This is a genomic window from Kocuria sp. CPCC 205258, from assembly GCF_040981005.1.
Lineage (GTDB): Bacteria > Actinomycetota > Actinomycetes > Actinomycetales > Micrococcaceae > Kocuria > Kocuria rosea.
In genome coordinates this window covers 245,126-261,500 of the sequence record NZ_JAVKPS010000005.1, presented here as the reverse complement: position 1 = coordinate 261,500, position 16,375 = coordinate 245,126, and the positions used below count along the sequence as shown (strand labels likewise).

General features: G+C 73.0%; 15 protein-coding genes. 9 read left to right on the top strand and 6 right to left on the bottom strand.

Annotated elements, in window-relative coordinates; translation table 11 throughout:
• Nucleotides 1-145: 145 nt before the first annotated feature.
• Both RF644_RS11235 and RF644_RS11230 read left to right on the top strand, forming a co-directional pair.
• A complete protein-coding gene (locus RF644_RS11235) occupies nucleotides 146-1,228 on the top strand; it encodes a lipid II:glycine glycyltransferase FemX (protein ID WP_368796592.1) in 1,083 nt (360 codons plus the stop codon).
• 70 nt (nucleotides 1,229-1,298) lie between these two features.
• Nucleotides 1,299-3,257: a threonine/serine exporter ThrE family protein gene (locus RF644_RS11230; RefSeq protein ID WP_368796591.1), complete on the top strand. Its 1,959-nt coding sequence runs from the start codon at nucleotides 1,299-1,301 to the stop codon at nucleotides 3,255-3,257.
• 129 nt (nucleotides 3,258-3,386) lie between these two features.
• On the opposite strand, the gene RF644_RS11225 is transcribed toward RF644_RS11230, so the two are convergent.
• From RF644_RS11225 to RF644_RS11210, 4 genes are all read right to left on the bottom strand, one after another.
• Nucleotides 3,387-5,222 carry a DUF222 domain-containing protein gene (locus RF644_RS11225; protein WP_368796590.1) on the bottom strand — a complete coding sequence of 612 codons (1,836 nt, stop codon included), beginning with the start codon at nucleotides 5,220-5,222 and terminating at the stop codon, nucleotides 3,387-3,389.
• A 208-nt stretch (nucleotides 5,223-5,430) separates the two neighbouring features.
• Nucleotides 5,431-6,366, bottom strand: a complete 936-nt coding sequence (locus RF644_RS11220; RefSeq protein ID WP_368796589.1) for a siderophore-interacting protein — start codon at nucleotides 6,364-6,366, stop codon at nucleotides 5,431-5,433.
• A gap of 30 nt (nucleotides 6,367-6,396) precedes the next feature.
• Nucleotides 6,397-7,074: a uracil-DNA glycosylase gene (locus RF644_RS11215; RefSeq protein ID WP_368796588.1), complete on the bottom strand. Its 678-nt coding sequence runs from the start codon at nucleotides 7,072-7,074 to the stop codon at nucleotides 6,397-6,399.
• Between the two features lie 113 nt (nucleotides 7,075-7,187).
• A complete protein-coding gene (locus RF644_RS11210) occupies nucleotides 7,188-8,297 on the bottom strand; it encodes a YihY/virulence factor BrkB family protein (protein ID WP_368796587.1) in 1,110 nt (369 codons plus the stop codon).
• A 110-nt stretch (nucleotides 8,298-8,407) separates the two neighbouring features.
• On the opposite strand from RF644_RS11210, the gene RF644_RS11205 reads away from it, so the two are divergent.
• From RF644_RS11205 to RF644_RS11175, 7 genes are all read left to right on the top strand, one after another.
• Nucleotides 8,408-9,115: an SDR family oxidoreductase gene (locus RF644_RS11205; protein ID WP_368796586.1), complete on the top strand. Its 708-nt coding sequence runs from the start codon at nucleotides 8,408-8,410 to the stop codon at nucleotides 9,113-9,115.
• Between the two features lie 14 nt (nucleotides 9,116-9,129).
• Nucleotides 9,130-9,459 (top strand): DUF3263 domain-containing protein, encoded by a 330-nt coding sequence (locus RF644_RS11200; protein WP_368796585.1) that lies wholly within the window; start codon nucleotides 9,130-9,132, stop codon nucleotides 9,457-9,459.
• Nucleotides 9,456-9,674 carry a hypothetical protein gene (locus RF644_RS11195; RefSeq protein ID WP_368796584.1) on the top strand — a complete coding sequence of 73 codons (219 nt, stop codon included), beginning with the start codon at nucleotides 9,456-9,458 and terminating at the stop codon, nucleotides 9,672-9,674. Before RF644_RS11200 ends, RF644_RS11195 begins: the two co-directional genes overlap by 4 nt.
• An 83-nt stretch (nucleotides 9,675-9,757) precedes the next feature.
• The gene (locus tag RF644_RS11190; protein ID WP_095650833.1) at nucleotides 9,758-10,357 is read left to right on the top strand and encodes a GNAT family N-acetyltransferase; all 600 of its coding nucleotides are present in this window, start codon (nucleotides 9,758-9,760) and stop codon (nucleotides 10,355-10,357) included.
• 250 nt (nucleotides 10,358-10,607) lie between these two features.
• Complete coding sequence (gene groL / locus RF644_RS11185) at nucleotides 10,608-12,239, top strand: chaperonin GroEL (RefSeq protein ID WP_035926880.1); 1,632 nt, start codon at nucleotides 10,608-10,610, stop codon at nucleotides 12,237-12,239.
• A 150-nt stretch (nucleotides 12,240-12,389) separates the two neighbouring features.
• Complete coding sequence (locus RF644_RS11180; RefSeq protein WP_368796583.1) at nucleotides 12,390-13,097, top strand: MgtC/SapB family protein; 708 nt, start codon at nucleotides 12,390-12,392, stop codon at nucleotides 13,095-13,097.
• 60 nt (nucleotides 13,098-13,157) lie between these two features.
• Nucleotides 13,158-14,162 carry an RNase H family protein gene (locus tag RF644_RS11175; protein ID WP_368796582.1) on the top strand — a complete coding sequence of 335 codons (1,005 nt, stop codon included), beginning with the start codon at nucleotides 13,158-13,160 and terminating at the stop codon, nucleotides 14,160-14,162.
• Nucleotides 14,163-14,171: 9 nt separating this feature from the next.
• On the opposite strand, the gene RF644_RS11170 is transcribed toward RF644_RS11175, so the two are convergent.
• On the bottom strand, nucleotides 14,172-15,638 hold the full coding sequence (locus RF644_RS11170) for a cell wall metabolism sensor histidine kinase WalK (protein WP_017832746.1): 1,467 nt from the start codon (nucleotides 15,636-15,638) through the stop codon (nucleotides 14,172-14,174).
• Between the two features lie 12 nt (nucleotides 15,639-15,650).
• Nucleotides 15,651-16,373 carry a response regulator transcription factor gene (locus tag RF644_RS11165; RefSeq protein WP_017832745.1) on the bottom strand — a complete coding sequence of 241 codons (723 nt, stop codon included), beginning with the start codon at nucleotides 16,371-16,373 and terminating at the stop codon, nucleotides 15,651-15,653.
• Nucleotides 16,374-16,375: the final 2 nt, after the last annotated feature.

The following is a 16,375-nucleotide window of genomic DNA, read 5'->3' as shown; positions in this document are numbered from 1 at the left end:
CGGGGGCGCGGCGCCCGACCGGCACGGCTCAGAGGCCCCTCAGGCCCGCGCGGTTAGACTGACCGGGGCCGGCCCCCGCCGGCGCACCGGCCCGCCGGCCACCCCCGGCCGGCCGGCCCCGACGACCCCGACGATTGAGAGAGCCTTGCGAGAGTTCACCGCACGCTTCGCCACCGCCCAGGAGATCGAGGCCTGGGACACCCACGTCACGGCGAACCCGCACGGCGGCAACCTGCTGCAGTCCGCGTCCTTCGCGGACGTCAAGGCGGACCACGGCTGGCGGCCCCTGCACCTCGTGCACGAGCCCGCCGACGGCGGACAGGCGTCCTACAACCTCGTCCTCGAGAAGCCGGTGCCCGCCCTCGGCAAGCTCTGGTACATGATCAAGGGCCCGGACGTCGCCTCCGTCGACGACATCCCCGGGATCGCAGCGGCCAGCGCCCGGCTCGTGGCCGAGCAGCGGCTGAACGTCTTCGCGATCAAGATCGAGCCGGACGTCCTGGACTCCGACTACGCCCGCGGCGTGCTCGCGCGGGCCGGGCTGAAGAAGTCCTTCAACATCCAGCCCAACGACTCCACGGCGGTCCTCGACACCGACCGGGACGAGGAGACCGTGCTGAAGTCGCTGCACTCCCGCGGGCGCAACGCCGTCCGGCGGGCCCTGCGCGAGGACTGCACCGTCGAACGCGTCGAGCTGACCGAGCAGAACATGCGCCGGATGTACGCGCTCATGGACACCGTGGGGCAGGGGGACGCGAACGTGAACCTGCGCTCCTACGAGTACTACGCGAAGTTCTGGACGGCGTTCGAGCAGGCCGGCCAGGGGCGGCTGTACTTCACCTACGAGGACGGCGAGCCCTCGGTGGGCGCCTACGTCATCGCCTACGGCACCAAGGGCACCTACAAGGACGGCGGCTCGAAGCCCCGGCGCCGCCAGTACGGTGACTCCCACCTGCTGCAGTGGACCGCGATCACGGACCTCATGCGGGAGCACGGGATCGTCGAGTACGACTTCTGCGGCACCCCGCCGAGCGACCAGCTCAAGAACAAGGAGCACCCCTACTACGGTCTGGGGCTGTTCAAGACGAGCTTCACCAAGACCGTGGTCGACTTCGTGGGCGTCCACGACCAGGTCCTGAGCCCCGCCAAGTACGCGGTGTGGACCAACGTGGCCGAGAAGGTCCAGCGCCAGCTGTGGGTCCGCCGCACGGGCCAGCCCTTCTACTGATCCGACCCCGACCCCGACCCCGACCGCCCGCCGGGCCCCCGCCCTCGCGCCCCGGAAGGAGGAACGCCGCGTGGTGACCGACCAGCGCGCCCCCCTGCGCCCGTTCGCCGCCTACCCCTCGTCGGACGGGGCCGAGGAGCCCGACCTCCACGTCGTCGAGCCCTTCGGTCCGGGCGGGGACACGACGCTCACGGGCGCCGCCCGCCCGGTCGCCCGGCACGGCGCGGGCCTGCCCGCGGTGCGCCCCACCGAGGACCAGGCCCAGCACGCCCGGCGCCGCGCCGGGACCACCGTGCTCGACATCGTGCCCGACGCCCCGCAGGCGCTGCCCGTGCTCAGCACGAGCCTGATCCGCCGGCACGGGGACACCCCCGAGCCGGAGAAGCGCCGCGAGCTGCTCTCCGCCGCCGAGACCGTGCCCCTGCCGGCGTCGGCGCGCCGGCGGCGCCGCACCGGCACCGACACGGTCCCCGTCTCCCGCCCGGAGACGACGACGATCGGGCCGCTCCCGGCTCCCGGCAAGAGCTCCGACCGGATGCAGCGGGGCGCCTACCCGTCCACCCGGGCGCAGGGGACCCGGCCCGGCGGGCGCGCCCGGCTGCGCTCCATCCTGCAGGGGGAGGCCGCCCCGACCGCCCCCATGCGCGTGGTGGAACGGCTCAACGCCTCGCCCTTCGCCAATCTGCGCCGGTTCGGGGAGTCCACCAGCCGGCAGGCCCGGCGCACCCTGAACTTCGCGCTGCGGCTCGCGGAGACCATGTTCCACTACGGGGCCGACGCCCTCGACGTCGAGAACGCCATCATCGCCGTGTGCGCCACCTACGGGGTCGAGAACGTCGAGGTGGACATCACCAACCAGGCCGTGACGATCAACTACGTCGCCGACGACCAGCCGGACGGCGGGGACACCCGCACCCGCGAGGACGTCTTCAACGACCCTGACACCAACAGCCACACGGTCATGCGGGTCGTGCGCTCCTGGACGGACAACTACGCGGGGCTGGCCGAGACGCACCAGCTGGTCGCGGACATCACGGGCGGAGAGATGCCCCGCGGGGAGGCGGAGCGGCGCCTCGAGGCGATCAACGCCAAACCCAAGCCCTATCCGCGGTGGATGGTGCGGGCCGCCACGGCCGCCGCAGCGATGACCATCACCGTCGGCATCGGCGGGGGAGTGCTGGGTGCGCTCGTGGCCGGTCTGTCCTCGGTCATCAACCAGGTCGTGGCGCACCGGCTGGGCGTCTGGCGGATCCCCGAGTTCTTCACCATGGCCGCCCAGTCGGGGATCCTCACCACGATGGCCCTGCTGATGTCCTGGGCCGGTGTCGACCTGTCCCCGGCACGGGTCATCGCGGGCGGGATCATCCTGCTCCTGCCCACCACCCGCATGGTCTCCACCATGCAGGACGCGATCAACGGGTTCCCCGTCACGGCGGCCGGGCGGCTGCTCTCCACGTCCATGGCGTTCCTCGGCATCGTGGCCGGCATCGCCGGTGGCATCTCCGTGGCCGGCTACGCCGGCATGCCCCGGGTCGACGTCTCGCAGAGCGCCTTCGACCCGGTGGGCCCGCTGACCAACTCCGTGTTCATGCTGATCGCCACCGGGCTCATCGCGGTCACGATGCAGGCCAAGCCCCGTCACGTGCTCTCGACCGTGGCCGCCGCCCTCGGCGGCCTCGTGGTCTACCACACCGGCATGGCCGCCGGCCTGGGCTCCCGCCTGGACACGGCACTCGCGGCGATCACCAGCGGGTGCGTGGCGACCGTGCTCGCGGCCCGGCACCGGATTCCCCAGCTGGTCCTGGCGATCCCCGCGATGACCTTCCTGCTGCCCGGGCTGTCCATCTTCCGCGGCATGTACACCATCACCGTGGAGACGGACACCTACGGCCCCGGGATCGTGGGGCTCGTCAACGCGATGGCCTCGATCGTGGCCCTGGCCTCCGGGGTGGTGCTCGGCAAGTACCTCATGCGCCCCTTCGTGGGGCACCTCAACGGCACCAGTTCCCGGCGCAACCGGCGCCGCTGACAGGCGGACGACGGACCGCGCCGTGGTGGGCTGTGGGTCTGGGGCAGCACCGCGGTGGGCTGCGAGCCGGGCCAGCACCGCCGTGGGCTGTGGGCCCGGGGCAGCACCGGGCTGGATCCTCGGAGCGGCTCAGAACGGGGGCGGGTCGCCGTCCTGCCGGACCCTGTCGGGGCGGACCTCGTCAGGCCGGGCGCCGGAGGGCACGGTCCTGTGGGATGTCCACAGGACCGCAGCCGGTGACGGCTCGTCCGGTGCCTGCTCTGCCGGGGGCCGGCCGTCGACGGGCAGGTCGTCGGCGATCCGCAGCGGCGAGAGCACGGGGTGGTGGTGCTGCTGGGGGTAGGTCACGTGGACGCATCCGGCCGGTGAGGTCCATTCCAGGACGCCCTCCGGGGACTCCCGGCGGCGGTGCCGGACCCGCCAGCGCCCGAGCGGGCCGTCCCGGTGCTTGAGGACGTGGTGGTGGCGGCACAGATGGGCGAGGTTGTCCGCGGCGGTCGGCCCGCCCTCGACCCAGGCCACGGTGTGGTCGAGGTCGCAGCGCTCGGCACGGCGCCGGCATCCGGGGAACCGGCAGGTGCCGTCCCTCGCTCGCAGCCGGCGCTTGAGATCGGCCGGTACGGCGTACGTGGTGCGGTCGTGGTCCAGGACGGTGCCGGTGACCGGATGTGTCAGAACCCTCGACCAGGACCCGGCGCCGGCGGCGATCCGCTCGGCCACGCCCACCGGGATCGGCCCGTACCCGGCCAGCTCCGCGCAGCCAGGGCTCCCAGCAGGCCCGCCGCCGGTCGTTCCGCCGGCGCTGCGTGATCGGCCGGGGAGCCCGTCTCCGTTGGATGATTCACCTGGGACCGCGTGTCCGCCGGGTGATCTGCCGGGGAGCGCGCCTCCGTCGGGTGATCCTCCGGGAAGCCCGTCTCCGCCGGGCGACCGGCCGGAGGATCCGCGGCCGGGAGTCTGTGCGCTGTGCTCCAGCAGCGAGAGCACGGGAACGGTGACCGTGACCTGCCCGCGGATCCCGCGCAGGTGCTCCGGCATGCAGGAGGGCTCCCCGTCCAGCAGCAGTGCGGCGAGCACGTCCGCGCGCAGCTGCCCTGCCGTGCGCGGCCCGTCCTCCCAGCAGCTCCGCTCGTCGTCCGGGCCCGGGCCCCCACCGACGCCCTGGCCGCCACACGCAGACCCGGCCAGGTCCGACGGCGGGCTGTGCGGATCCACACGGGCGGCGATGGACGCGAGACGGGCGTGGACGGCGTGGGCGGTGGCTGCGTCCAGGAGCGCGCACAGCCGCGCCATGCCGTCCTCCTCGGGTTCTATCCACACCCTGCGCCCCCGGCGGGCCAGCCGGTGACGGTCCTCCTGGGACCCGGCCAGCAGCCAGGCCCGCCGCCGCCGGGCCAGCGCCCGGAGCTGCGACGCGGTGGCCGTCGGCGCCTTCTCCAGCAGCTCGTCCACGACACGGGACACAGCCTCGCCGAGTGGCCACGGCTCGGGCGGCCGACCGGTCGCACCCACCAGGTCCCGCCACAGGTCCACGATCACCTCGGTCTGGCGCGGGGCGATCGCCCCGGACTCGAGAGCCTGCAGGACCCGGGGCAGGCTCTCGGCGAGCAGGACCGCGTTCTCCACCCGGCGCACCGCCGTGCCCGCCGGCAGCCGCAGCGCCGAGCCGATCTCGTCGGCCACGTCCAGCACCGTGCGCTTCTCCGGTTCCGGGACGTGCTGCCCACGACTGCGGGCTCGCTCGTTCGACCAGCGCGCCCGGGCCGCCCGACGCCGATCGTGCGCCAGTTCCTGCAGCTGCCACATCCGGTGGATCACCCGCAGCTGCCGGCCCGCAGCCCGGGCCTCCGCCCGGGCGTCCTCGACCAGCTCCGTCACAGCACCGGCGTACTCGCGGTCGGCAACGGCCGTGTCCTCGCCGAGGACCTCCTCCAGGCTCCGCGGCCGGCCGGCGGTGGTAGTCATGTCTCATGATCCCCACCGGATCCGACACCATAAGGACGGAGACGGAGCCCGTGGCCCGGACCGTGACCATGCCCTGGGACGGGGAGTAGCGGCCGTGAGACGCGGAGGGATGGCCCGGCTTCCGGGCGCGTCCGAGAACCGGGGCCCGATCTCGGGACGCGCTGCCCAGCGTCCCGCAGCCCGAAGGATCACCGCTCGCGGGCCCGGCTCAGAGGATCTGGCCGACCGGCAGCTTCTTCTCCGCCTGGAACACGTCCTCGGTGCGGCCCCTCGCCCAGTAGCCGGACAGCGAGACCTGGTCCCGCTCCAGCCGCCGGCGCGTGAACAGCTCCTCGCGCAGGGCCTTCATGACCTCCCGCTCGCCGTGGGCGAAGACCTGGACCCCTTCCGGGTCGGTGGGCCACCCGGCCTCGCGCACGGCCCGCACCAGGGCAGGGTCCTCTCCGGGACCGCTGTCCGCCCGGAACACCCAGCGCACCGCCATCCCGGCCGGGGCGGACACCGGCTGGACGTCGGAGGGCGTGTCCACCTCCAGCAGCACCTCTCCCTGCGCGGAGGCCGGGAGGGTCTCCAGGACGGCGAGGGCGGCGGGGACCGCGGCGTCGTCGGCGGCGATCAGGGTCCACGCGGCGTCCGGGGCCGGCGTCCACCTGCCCCCGGGGCCGAGGGCGATGATGCGGTCCCCGGGCTCGGCGCGGGCGGCCCACGGGCCGGCGAAGCCGTCGTCGCCGTGCAGTACGAAGTCCATCCACAGCTCGTGCCGCTCCGGCACGTACCGGCGGATGGTGAGGTGGCGGGTGACGGGCTGCCGGTCGCCCGGCAGGGTCTCCTTGAGCTCCCAGTAGTCGGGGTTCCGGCCGGGCTCCGCCCCCGGCCGCGACGAACCTGCGGTCTCGGGGTCAGGAGCGTCCGTGCCGGGGTTCGAAGTCCCGGGGAGCGCGGTGCCGGATTCGCCCGTGCCGGGCCGGAGGAAGACGAGCTTGACGTACTTCTCGGGCGGGACGATGTCCGTGTACCGCTCGGGCTCGTCGATGCCCAGGACCACCCGGACCATCGACGGGGACAGCAGCTCGCGGGAGCGGACCGTCAGGTTCAGCTGCGGCTTGCGGGGTCTGGCGGGCCGGGCCCCGGGGGTCGTCGTCATGCCGCCCACCCTAACGGAGGCCTCCTGGTGTCACAGCCGCCAGTCGACGGGCTCCGCGCCCTGCTGCTCGAGGAGCTGGTTCGTGCGGGAGAACGGCCGGGACCCGAAGAAGCCCCGGGACGCGGACAGCGGGGACGGGTGCGCGGACTCGACCGTGGGGAAGCCGTCCAGCCAGGGGGCGGTGCTCCGCGCGTCCCGGCCCCACAGGATGGCCACCAGCGGGGTCCCGCGGCCGGCGAGGGCCTTGATGGCGCGCTCCGTGACCGCTTCCCAGCCCTTGCCCCGGTGGGAGGCCGGGGCCCCCTCGCGCACGGTGAGGACCCTGTTCAGGAGCATCACGCCCTGCCGGGACCACGCGGAGAGGTCCCCGTGCTCCGGCGGGTCGACGCCGAGGTCCTCGCGCAACTCCTTGTAGATGTTCTGCAGGGAGCGGGGCACCGGACGCACGTGGGGCTGCACGGAGAAGGACAGGCCCATGGCGTGGCCGGGAGTGGGGTAGGGGTCCTGCCCGACGACCAGCACCCTGACCTGCTCGAGCGGCTCCTGGAACGCCCGCAGGACCGCCGGGCCCTCCGGGAGCGTGCGGTGCCCGTCGGCGTGCTCCTCGCGCAGGAACCGGCCCATCTGCCGGATCTGCGGTTCCACCGGGGCGAGGGCCTCCGCCCAGTCGGGGGCCATGATCCTGTCCAGGGGCTGGGGCTCGCTCACGGTGCTCCTCGGTGCGGGTGTCGTGCGGGTGTCGGCCGCCGGGACGGACGGCAGGTGCCGGTCCGGGCACCGGTGCTCCGGCAGGTGCGGACCCGGATGTGCCGGGCACCACTCTAGGCCGGTGCGGCGTCGCCCGCGGTCCCGGTGTCCGACGGGTGGTCCGCACCGCTGCCCGGACCGGTGTGCCGGTGCCGGAGGGCACGGCCCTCCTCGACGAGCTCGTCCTCCTTCGCCTGCATCTTCCGCACCCCCCGGAGGTCCCTCGGCGGCAGCCGCAGGTTCTCCTCGGCCTCGATCCCGGCCTGGAGCTGGCGTCCGCGCTCGATCTCGGCGTTGAGCTCGGCGCCCGCGAGCAGCACGATGTTCATGATCCAGATCCACAGCAGCAGGACGATCACTCCGCCGATGGCACCGTAGGTGGCGTTGAAGTCGTTGACGTTGGACACGTAGAAGCTGAACCCGGTGGTCGCAGCGCTCATGACCAGGATGGCGACCACCGAGCCGATGCTGAGCCACCGGAACCTCGGCTGCCGGATGTTCGGGGTGGCGTAGTAGAGCAGGGCGATCACGAAGACGAGCAGCAGCAGCAGGGCCGGGATCCGGGCGGCCTGCCAGAGCCGGAGTGCCGGCCCGCCCAGGCCGATCAGCCCGCCGAGCCGCTCGGCGACCGGCCCGGAGAGCAGCAGGAGCAGCATCATGCCCACCACCAGGACCACCAGGGACAGCGTCACCGCGATCATCAGGGGGTAGAGCTTCCAGACGGGGCGGCCCTCCTCGACCTCGTAGATCCGGTTCATGGACCGTCCGAAGGCCCGCACGTAGCCCGAGGCCGTCCACAGGGCGCCGACCAGACCGGTGACCAGGGCCAGGCCCGCGGACGGGAAGCCGGTGAGCTCGCCGATCGGCCCCTCGAGCACGGCCACGGCCCCCGCCGGGACCCCGAACTCGTCGAGCAGGCGCAACAGGGTCCTGGTGGTCGCCTCGGCCTGACCGACGACGCCGAGCATCGACACCACTGTGAGCAGCCCCGGGAAGATGGACAGCACGGCGAAGAACGTCATCACCGCCGCCGAGTCCGTGCACTCGTCGCGGCGGAACTCGTGCACGGTCCGGCGCAGGATGTAGCCCCACGAGGGTCTCGTGATCTGCGCCGGCGACGAGGGCTTCTCCGCGCTGTCCGGGTCCGCCCCGGGATCTCCCGTGGCGTGGGGGTCGGCTGCCATGGGGCTCCTCCGCGTGGTCGGCTGCGGGCCAGGATACCGGGGCCGCCACCGCCCCGGCCCGTTCCGTCCGCGGCGGGCGGGACCGGCGGCGGACTGGCTAGAGTGGGCGCATGAGCGCTTCCTCCACCGAGACCCGACCCCTCGCCGTCGTCACCGGTGCCACCGGAGGCATCGGCCGCGCGTGCGTGGTGGACCTCGCCCGCGACCACGACGTCCTGGCCCTGGGCCGGGACGCCGGCCGGCTGGCCGAGCTCTCCGGCCTCCCGCACGTCACCGTCCGCGCCGCCGACCTGACCGACGTCGCGGCCCTGCCGTCCGTGGTGGCCGGCCTGGACCGGGTCGACGTCCTGGTGCACTCGGCGGCCGTGGCCGGGCGCACCACGGTGGAGGCCGCCTCCGTGGCGGACTGGCGGGCGCAGCTCGAGCTCAACGTGGTGGTCCCCGCGGAGCTGACCAGGCTCCTGCTGCCGGCCCTGCGAGCGGCCCGGGGGAAGGTCGTGTTCCTCAACTCCGGCTCGGGGCTCAACGCCCGCGCCGGGGACGCCGTCTACGCGGCCTCGAAGTTCGCCCTGCGCGCGCTCGCCGACTCGCTCCGCCAGGAGATCGAGGCCGACGGCGTCGTGGTCAGCTCGGTGCACCCCGGCCCGGTCGACACGCAGATGCAGCGGGACATCCAGGCGGGCCTGGGCCACGAGTACGTCCCGGAGCGCTACCTCCGGCCGGAGTCCGTGGCCGCGGCGGTGCGCGCCGTCGTGGACGCGGGCGAGGACGCGCAGCTGACCACCCTCTCCCTGCGGCCGCGGGCCGAGTCGCGGTGACCGGCGAGGACGCGGTGCCCGAGGACGCGGTGCCCGCGGAGACCCGGCCCGACGACGACGCCGCCCTCGGCGCGGAGCCGGTGCCGGCCGGGGAGGCCGCCCCCGGCGGGGAAGACCCCGGGGAGGGGGCCGGCCTGGACGCCGTGGACCGCGAGATCCTCTCGCTCGAGAACCTGCAGTGGAAGTACCAGGGGGCCAAGGAGATGGAGATCCGCCGCCGCCTGAACCTCTCGCCCACCCACTACTACCAGCGGCTCAACGTCCTGATCGACACCCGCGCCGCCCTCGAGCACGCCCCGATGCTCGTGGCCAGGCTGCGCCGGCAGCGAGGAGACCACGGATGACCCAGTACCCGCACGACGAGTTCGACGACGTCCCCGAGGACGGGCCCCGCCAGGGCGCCCACCGCGGTGTCCGGCCGACCGTCCGCGTGGGCGCCCGGGAGCTCACCGCCATCGTCCTGGTCGGGGTGCTGACCCTCGGCGTCGGGGTGTTCTCGTTCCTCAACGCCCCGGGCGAGGCCGCCCCGGCGCCGGGCGCCACGTCCACGGGGTCCTGAGCCGGCCCGGCCCTCGAGCCCGAGCGCTCCGACGTCGTTCACCACGACGTCGTCCACCCCTGACGCCACCGGAAGGAACCACTGTGCAGATCGAAGGAAGCCGAGTCCGCGTCCGCGACTGGACCGAGGAGGACCTCGTCGACTACGAGGCGTGGATCATGCCGCCCGCCGGCGGCGGCGAGCACGAGTGGCAGCGCACGGACGGCCCGTTCTACCCGAACTTCACCGCCGAGGGCGCCCAGCGCTGGCTCGGCACCCTCCGGGAGCACGTGACGGCCGGGGACTGGCCGGACCCGCGCGAGACGATGGTGATCGCCGACGCCGCCGACGACCGGTTCATCGGGCAGGTGTCCTGGTACTGGTCGGAGAAGCCCACCGAGGACCCCGGTGACGGCACGCACCTGCTGCCGCTGCGCTCCCTGGGCATCACCGTGTACTCCCCGGAGCACTGGAGCGGCGGCTACGGCACCGAGGCGATGCGCCTGTGGATCGACTACCTCTTCGCCCACTCCGACTCCCACCGCCTCGACCTGGAGACGTGGAGCGGCAACGCGGGCATGTGCCGTGTGGCGGTGAAGTTGGGCTTCACCGAGGAGGCCAGGATCCGCCGGGCCCGCAGGGTCGGCGGCGAGTACTACGACCGGATGGTCTACGGCGTCCTGCGCGAGGAGTGGCAGGGCTGAGCGGAATCGGCTCAGGGGTTTGCACTCTCCGGGGACGAGTGCCAAGATTGCGATTAGCACTCAGTCGTGTGGACTGCTAATGGCTCGGTCCCCGGCCCGACCCGGGCAGCCACCGGCACAGGAGTGACACCTCAACCACCACGGTGAGGTGCCGCACGGCGTCGGGAAGAGTCCGCCGTCGTGTGCGCCGTCCGTCGCGGGCACCGTGGAGGTCGACCGTTTGTCTACCGTCCAGGAGGGACGAAGTCACATGGCAAAGATGATTGCTTTCGACGAAGAGGCACGCCGCGGACTCGAGCGGGGCCTGAACACCCTGGCCGACGCCGTCAAGGTCACCCTCGGCCCGCGCGGCCGCAACGTGGTCCTCGAGAAGGCCTGGGGCGCCCCCACGATCACCAACGACGGCGTGTCCATCGCCAAGGAGATCGAGCTCGACGAGCCGTTCGAGAAGATCGGCGCCGAGCTCGTCAAGGAGGTCGCCAAGAAGACCGACGACATCGCCGGCGACGGCACCACCACCGCCACCGTGCTCGCCCAGGCGCTCGTCAAGGAGGGCCTGCGCAACGTGGCCGCCGGCGCCGACCCGCTGAGCCTCAAGCGCGGCATCGAGAAGGCCGTCGCCGCGGTCACCGAGGAGCTGCTGGCCTCCGCCAAGGAGGTCGAGACCGAGGAGCAGATCGCCGCCACGGCGTCGATCTCCGCCGGCGACCCCGAGATCGGCCGCCTCATCGCCCAGGCGATGGAGAAGGTCGGCAAGGAGGGCGTGATCACGGTCGAGGAGTCCAACACCTTCGGGCTGGACCTCGAGCTGACCGAGGGCATGCGCTTCGACAAGGGCTACCTCTCGGGCTACTTCGTCACCGACGCCGACCGCCAGGAGGCCGTCCTCGAGGATCCCTACATCCTCGTGGTCAACTCCAAGATCTCCGCGGTCAAGGACCTGGTCCCCGTGCTCGAGAAGGTCATGCAGGCCGGCAAGCCGCTGCTGATCATCGCCGAGGACGTCGAGGGCGAGGCCCTGGCGCTGCTGGTGCTCAACAAGATGCGCGGCTCCATCAAGTCCGTGGCCGTCAAGGCCCCCGGCTTCGGCGACCGCCGCAAGGCGCAGCTGGCCGACATCGCCATCCTCACCGGTGGCCAGGTCATCACGGAGGAGGTCGGGCTCTCCCTGGAGACCGCCACCGTGGACCTGCTGGGCCAGGCCCGCAAGGTCGTCGTGACGAAGGACGAGACCACCATCGTCGACGGCGCCGGCACCGCCGAGGAGATCGAGGGCCGCGTGGCCCAGATCCGCGCCGAGATCAACAACTCGGACTCGGACTACGACCGCGAGAAGCTGCAGGAGCGCCTGGCCAAGCTGGCCGGCGGCGTGGCCGTCCTCAAGGCCGGTGCGGCCACCGAGGTCGAGCTCAAGGAGCGCAAGCACCGCATCGAGGACGCCGTGCGCAACGCCAAGGCCGCCGTGGAGGAGGGCATCGTCGCCGGCGGCGGCGTGGCCCTGATCCAGGCCGGCCAGAAGGCGTTCGACAAGCTGCAGCTCACCGGCGACGAGGCCACCGGCGCGAACATCGTGAAGGTCGCCATCGACGCCCCGCTGAAGCAGATCGCGATCAACTCCGGCCTCGAGGCCGGAGTGGTCGTGGACAAGGTCCGCGGTCTGGCCCAGGGCCACGGCCTCAACGCCGCCACCGGCGAGTACGAGGACCTGATGGCCGCCGGCATCAACGACCCGGTCAAGGTGACCCGGTCCGCGCTGCAGAACGCGGCGTCCATCGCCGGGCTGTTCCTCACCACCGAGGCCGTCGTCGCCGACAAGCCGGAGCCCGCCGGCGCCGGCGCCGGTGCCGACGACGGCATGGGCGGCATGGGCGGCATGATGTGATCGACGGCTGACCCGTCGAGCGTGCCCAGCACGCATCCGGCACGGGCCGGGCACCTCGCGGAGGTGCCCGGCCCGTCGTCGTCCCGCACCTGGTGCCGCGGGGCCGGAAGTGGTGTTCAATCGTGAGCACCAGCTGCCGGAGGAGAAGCCGTGGACGTCGTCGTGTGGGACGCGGTCCCCGTCCAGGTCGCGCTCGTGCTGATCGCCTTCGGGCTCACCTCGCTGGTGGGCCTCGAACGGCGGCTGCGGCGCAAGAGCGCCGGGCTGCGCACGCACGCCCTGGTCGGCACCGGGTCGGCGGTGTTCACCCTCGTGTCCGCCTACGGCTTCGGTGTCCTGCCCGGCATCGACGCCGGTCCCGACCCCTCCCGCGTGGCGGCCCAGATCATCACGGGCATCGGCTTCCTGGGCGCGGGCGTGATCTTCACGAACCGGGACGTGGTGCACGGCCTGACGACGGCCGCGAGCATCTGGCTCTCCGCGGCCATCGGCATGGCCTGCGGGGCCGGGCTCGTGCCGCTCGCCGTCGTCGCCACGGGCCTGCACTTCGTCTCCGCGATCGTGCTGACCCCGCTCTCCCGGCGCCTGCCCGGGATGGTGGCCCCGCAGGGACTCCGGCTGCGCTACGAGGACGGGCACGGCGTGCTGCGGGAGGTCCTGACGGTGGTCGACGAGCTGCAGCTGAGCGCCTCCGTGGTCTCGAGCCGGACGGTCGAGGGGTCCGAGGGCACCGAGGTGGAGCTGCTCCTGCGGCTCGAGGGCAAGACGGACCTGCGCACGGCGGCCGTGCAGCTGTCGAGGGTCGCCGGGGTGCGCGACGTGGCCCAGCAGCAGCTCGAGCAGGAGCCCGGCGACTGAGCCGGCGGCGCACAGGACCCGTGGCGCACGGCGTCTGGGCGCCGTGAAAAGATGAGTGCCATGACGATCACTGCTGCCGCCGACGGCTCCGCGCTGGGCAATCCCGGTCCCGCGGGATGGGCCTGGTACATCGACGACAACACCTGGCGGGCCGGCGGGTGGCCGCACGGCACCAACAACATGGGCGAGCTCAAGGCCGTCCTGGACCTGCTCGAGGCCACGGCCCATCGCCCCGACGAGCCCCTGCGGGTGCTGTGCGACAGCCAGTACGTCATCAACTCGATCACGAAGTGGATGCCCGGCTGGAAGAAGAAGGGCTGGAAGAAGAGGGACGGCAAGCCCGTCCTCAACGTGGAGCTCATGAAGGCCCTGGACGCCGCGATGGCGGGCCGCGACGTGCACTTCGAGTGGGTCAAGGGCCACGCCGGCCACGAGCTCAACGAGGCCGCCGACGTCCGTGCCCGGGCCGTGGCCACGGCGTTCCAGACCGGGCGCCCCGCGCCCGAGGGACCCGGTTTCGACGGCGCCGCCCGGCACCCGGACGGCGCGGGCCCCCGGACCCCGGCCCCGCAGCCGGCGGACGCCGCGCCACTGGTGCCGGCCCCAGGGCCGGGGGAGGACGAGGATCCCGGCGCGTTCGAGGACCGGCACGACCCCGATCTGCTGAGCGAGCTGCTCGCCCACGAGGAGGAGCTCGCCCGCGGCCGGACGGCGGGGGAGACCGTCCAGGAGCTCGAGCGGGACCTGCTCCGCCCGGAGGTCAGGGCGGACCCGGGCCGGCTGGGCCAGCTGCTGCACGAGGCCTTCGCCGAGGTCGGGGCCTCGGGGGCGTGGCGGTCCCGGGCGGACGTCCTCGACCGGCTGCCCCGCGAACCGGGGCTCGGCGCGGTGGACGTGCACGTGCTGGAGGCCGTCGAGCTCGGCCCCGCGGCCGTGCACCTCGTCTACCGGCTCACGGCGGGGGACCGCACGAGCCTGCGCAGCTCCCTGTGGGTCCGGGAGGACTCCCGCAACGAGCTGGGGCCCTGGCAGCTGCGCTTCCACCAGGGCACCGACGAGTCCTGACGGGCCCGCTCACACCTCGGGGGCGTCGTCGGCGGGCTCGATGCCCGGCACGCGCACGGTCATCGTCGCCCCGCCACCGGGGGTCTCGGTGAGCCGCACCGTGCCGTCGTGCTGCTGGACGATCGCGGCCACGATGGACAGCCCCAGCCCCGTCCCGCCGGTCTCGCGCGTGCGGGAGGAGTCGGCCCGGTAGAAGCGCTCGAAGACGCGCTCCGCGTCCTCGCCCTGGATGCCCGGGCCGTGGTCGCGCACCTGCAGGACGGCGTTGAAGGAGTCGTCGACCGAGCGCTCCACGCCCACCGCGATCTCGATCGGCGTGCCCTCCGGGGTGTAGCGCAGGGCGTTGGTCACGAGGTTCGCCACGACCTGGCGCAGCCGGAACTCGTCGCCGTGCACCCATGCCGAGACCGGGCCCCCGCCCCCCAGGCCGCCGACCTCGATCCGCCGGTCGGGGGCGGAGGCGCGGGCGTCCCCGGCCGCGTCGAACGCGAGGTGGAGCAGGTCCACGTCGACGTTCTCGGCGGGCCGCCGCTCGTCGAGGCGCGCGAGCATCAGCAGGTCCTCCACGAGCTGCGTCATCCGCTTCGCCTCCGACTCGATCCGGGACATCGCCCCGGCCACGTCCTCGGGCTCCTGCAGGGCGCCGTGCCGGTAGAGCTCCGAGTAGCCCCGGATGGTCACCAGGGGCGTGCGCAGCTCGTGGGAGGCGTCGGCCACGAACCGCCGGAGCTTGGTCTCGGACCGCGTGCGGGCGTCGAAGGCGTCCTCGATGTGGCCGAGCATCGCGTTGAGCGACGCCGAGAGCTGGCCGATCTCGGTCTGCCGGTTGTACCCCTCCATGCGCTGGGAGAGGTCGCCCTCGGCGATCCGGGCGGCGGTCTGCTCCACCCGGTGCAGGGGGGCGAACGCCCGGGTGACCAGGATCCAGCCGACCGCCATGGCCGCGAACAGGGTCGCCACCCCGAAGCTCAGCGTCAGGAGGGTCACCGCGCTGAGCATCGCGTTCATGTCGTCGAGCGGCTCGGCGACCGCCACCACGAGGTTCAGCCGTTCCGTCTCGGCCGCGACCACCCGCCACCGGCGGTCCGGGGCGTCCACGGAGCCCACGGTCGTCGGCTCGAAGGGGTTCTCCCGCACGTGCTCGAGGTCGACCTGCGACAGGTCCGGCCGCCGCTCGAGCACGCCCTCCGGGGTGTGCACCGCCTCGGCGAGGGTCTCGCCGTCGGCGTCGAGCAGGAACCCCGCGTGCGGCACCTGGACCCCCTGCGCCCCGCCCATGTCGGCGACCAGCACCGTGGAGACCGGCCGGACGGAGTCCCGCAGCCCGCGGTCGATGTCGTTCAGGAGCGAGGTGCGCAGCACCGAGATCGCCACGAAGCTCGTCACCAGGATGGACAGCGCCAGGAGCAGTCCCGTGAGCACCATGAGCTGCGAGCGCAGCGATGCCGAGCGCCACCGGGAGGACAAGGTGTGCATCCCGGGGCCGGGTCAGTGGTTCTTGTGCTGGGAGCGCAGGAGGTAGCCGACACCGCGCTTGGTGTGGATCAGCGGGGGCAGCTCCGGGTCGTTGTCGATCTTGCGGCGCAGGTAGGAGATGTAGGACTCCACGATCGAGGCGTCCCCGTTGAAGTCGTACTCCCACACGTGGTCGAGGATCTGCGCCTTGGACAGCACCCGGTTCGGGTTGAGCATGAGGTAGCGCAGCAGCTTGAACTCGGTGGGGGACAGGTCGATCTCCCGCTCGCCCCGGAACACCTCGTGCGCGTCGTCGTCGAGGACCAGGTCGTCCACGCGCAGCCGGGAGTCGTCCTCCTCGGCGGGCTGCGTGCGGCGCAGGACCGCGCGGATGCGGGCGACGACCTCGTCGAGGCTGAAGGGCTTGGTGACGTAGTCGTCGCCGCCCACGGTCAGACCGGTGACCTTGTCCTCGGTCTCGTCCTTCGCCGTGAGGAAGAGGATGGGGAAGTGCTGCCCGGACGCGCGCAGCTTGCGGGTCACGGTGAAGCCGTCCATGTCCGGGAGCATGACGTCGAGCACCGCGAGGTCCGGGTTCTCGGACTCCGCCTTGGCCAGGGCGTCACGGCCGTTGGCGGCGGTGACCACCTCGAAGCCGGCGAAGCGCAGGGACGTGGCCAGCAGCTCGAGGATGTTGGGCTCGTCGTCCACGACGAGCAGTTTCGCTTCGGGGTTGTCGTTCTTCACGCCGCCCATTT

Excerpts from the sequence above, each read along its gene's own strand:
- RF644_RS11225 (WP_368796590.1), bottom strand. The coding sequence starts at position 5,222 with ATGACTACCACCGCCGGCCGGCCGCGGAGCCTGGAGGAGGTCCTCGGC.
- RF644_RS11220 (WP_368796589.1), bottom strand. The coding sequence starts at position 6,366 with ATGACGACGACCCCCGGGGCCCGGCCCGCCAGACCCCGCAAGCCGCAG.
- RF644_RS11210 (WP_368796587.1), bottom strand. The coding sequence starts at position 8,297 with ATGGCAGCCGACCCCCACGCCACGGGAGATCCCGGGGCGGACCCGGAC.
- RF644_RS11205 (WP_368796586.1), top strand. The coding sequence starts at position 8,408 with ATGAGCGCTTCCTCCACCGAGACCCGACCCCTCGCCGTCGTCACCGGT.
- RF644_RS11195 (WP_368796584.1), top strand. The coding sequence starts at position 9,456 with ATGACCCAGTACCCGCACGACGAGTTCGACGACGTCCCCGAGGACGGG.
- groL (WP_035926880.1), top strand. The coding sequence starts at position 10,608 with ATGGCAAAGATGATTGCTTTCGACGAAGAGGCACGCCGCGGACTCGAG.
- RF644_RS11175 (WP_368796582.1), top strand. The coding sequence starts at position 13,158 with ATGACGATCACTGCTGCCGCCGACGGCTCCGCGCTGGGCAATCCCGGT.
- RF644_RS11170 (WP_017832746.1), bottom strand. The coding sequence starts at position 15,638 with ATGCACACCTTGTCCTCCCGGTGGCGCTCGGCATCGCTGCGCTCGCAG.
- RF644_RS11165 (WP_017832745.1), bottom strand. The coding sequence starts at position 16,373 with ATGGGCGGCGTGAAGAACGACAACCCCGAAGCGAAACTGCTCGTCGTG.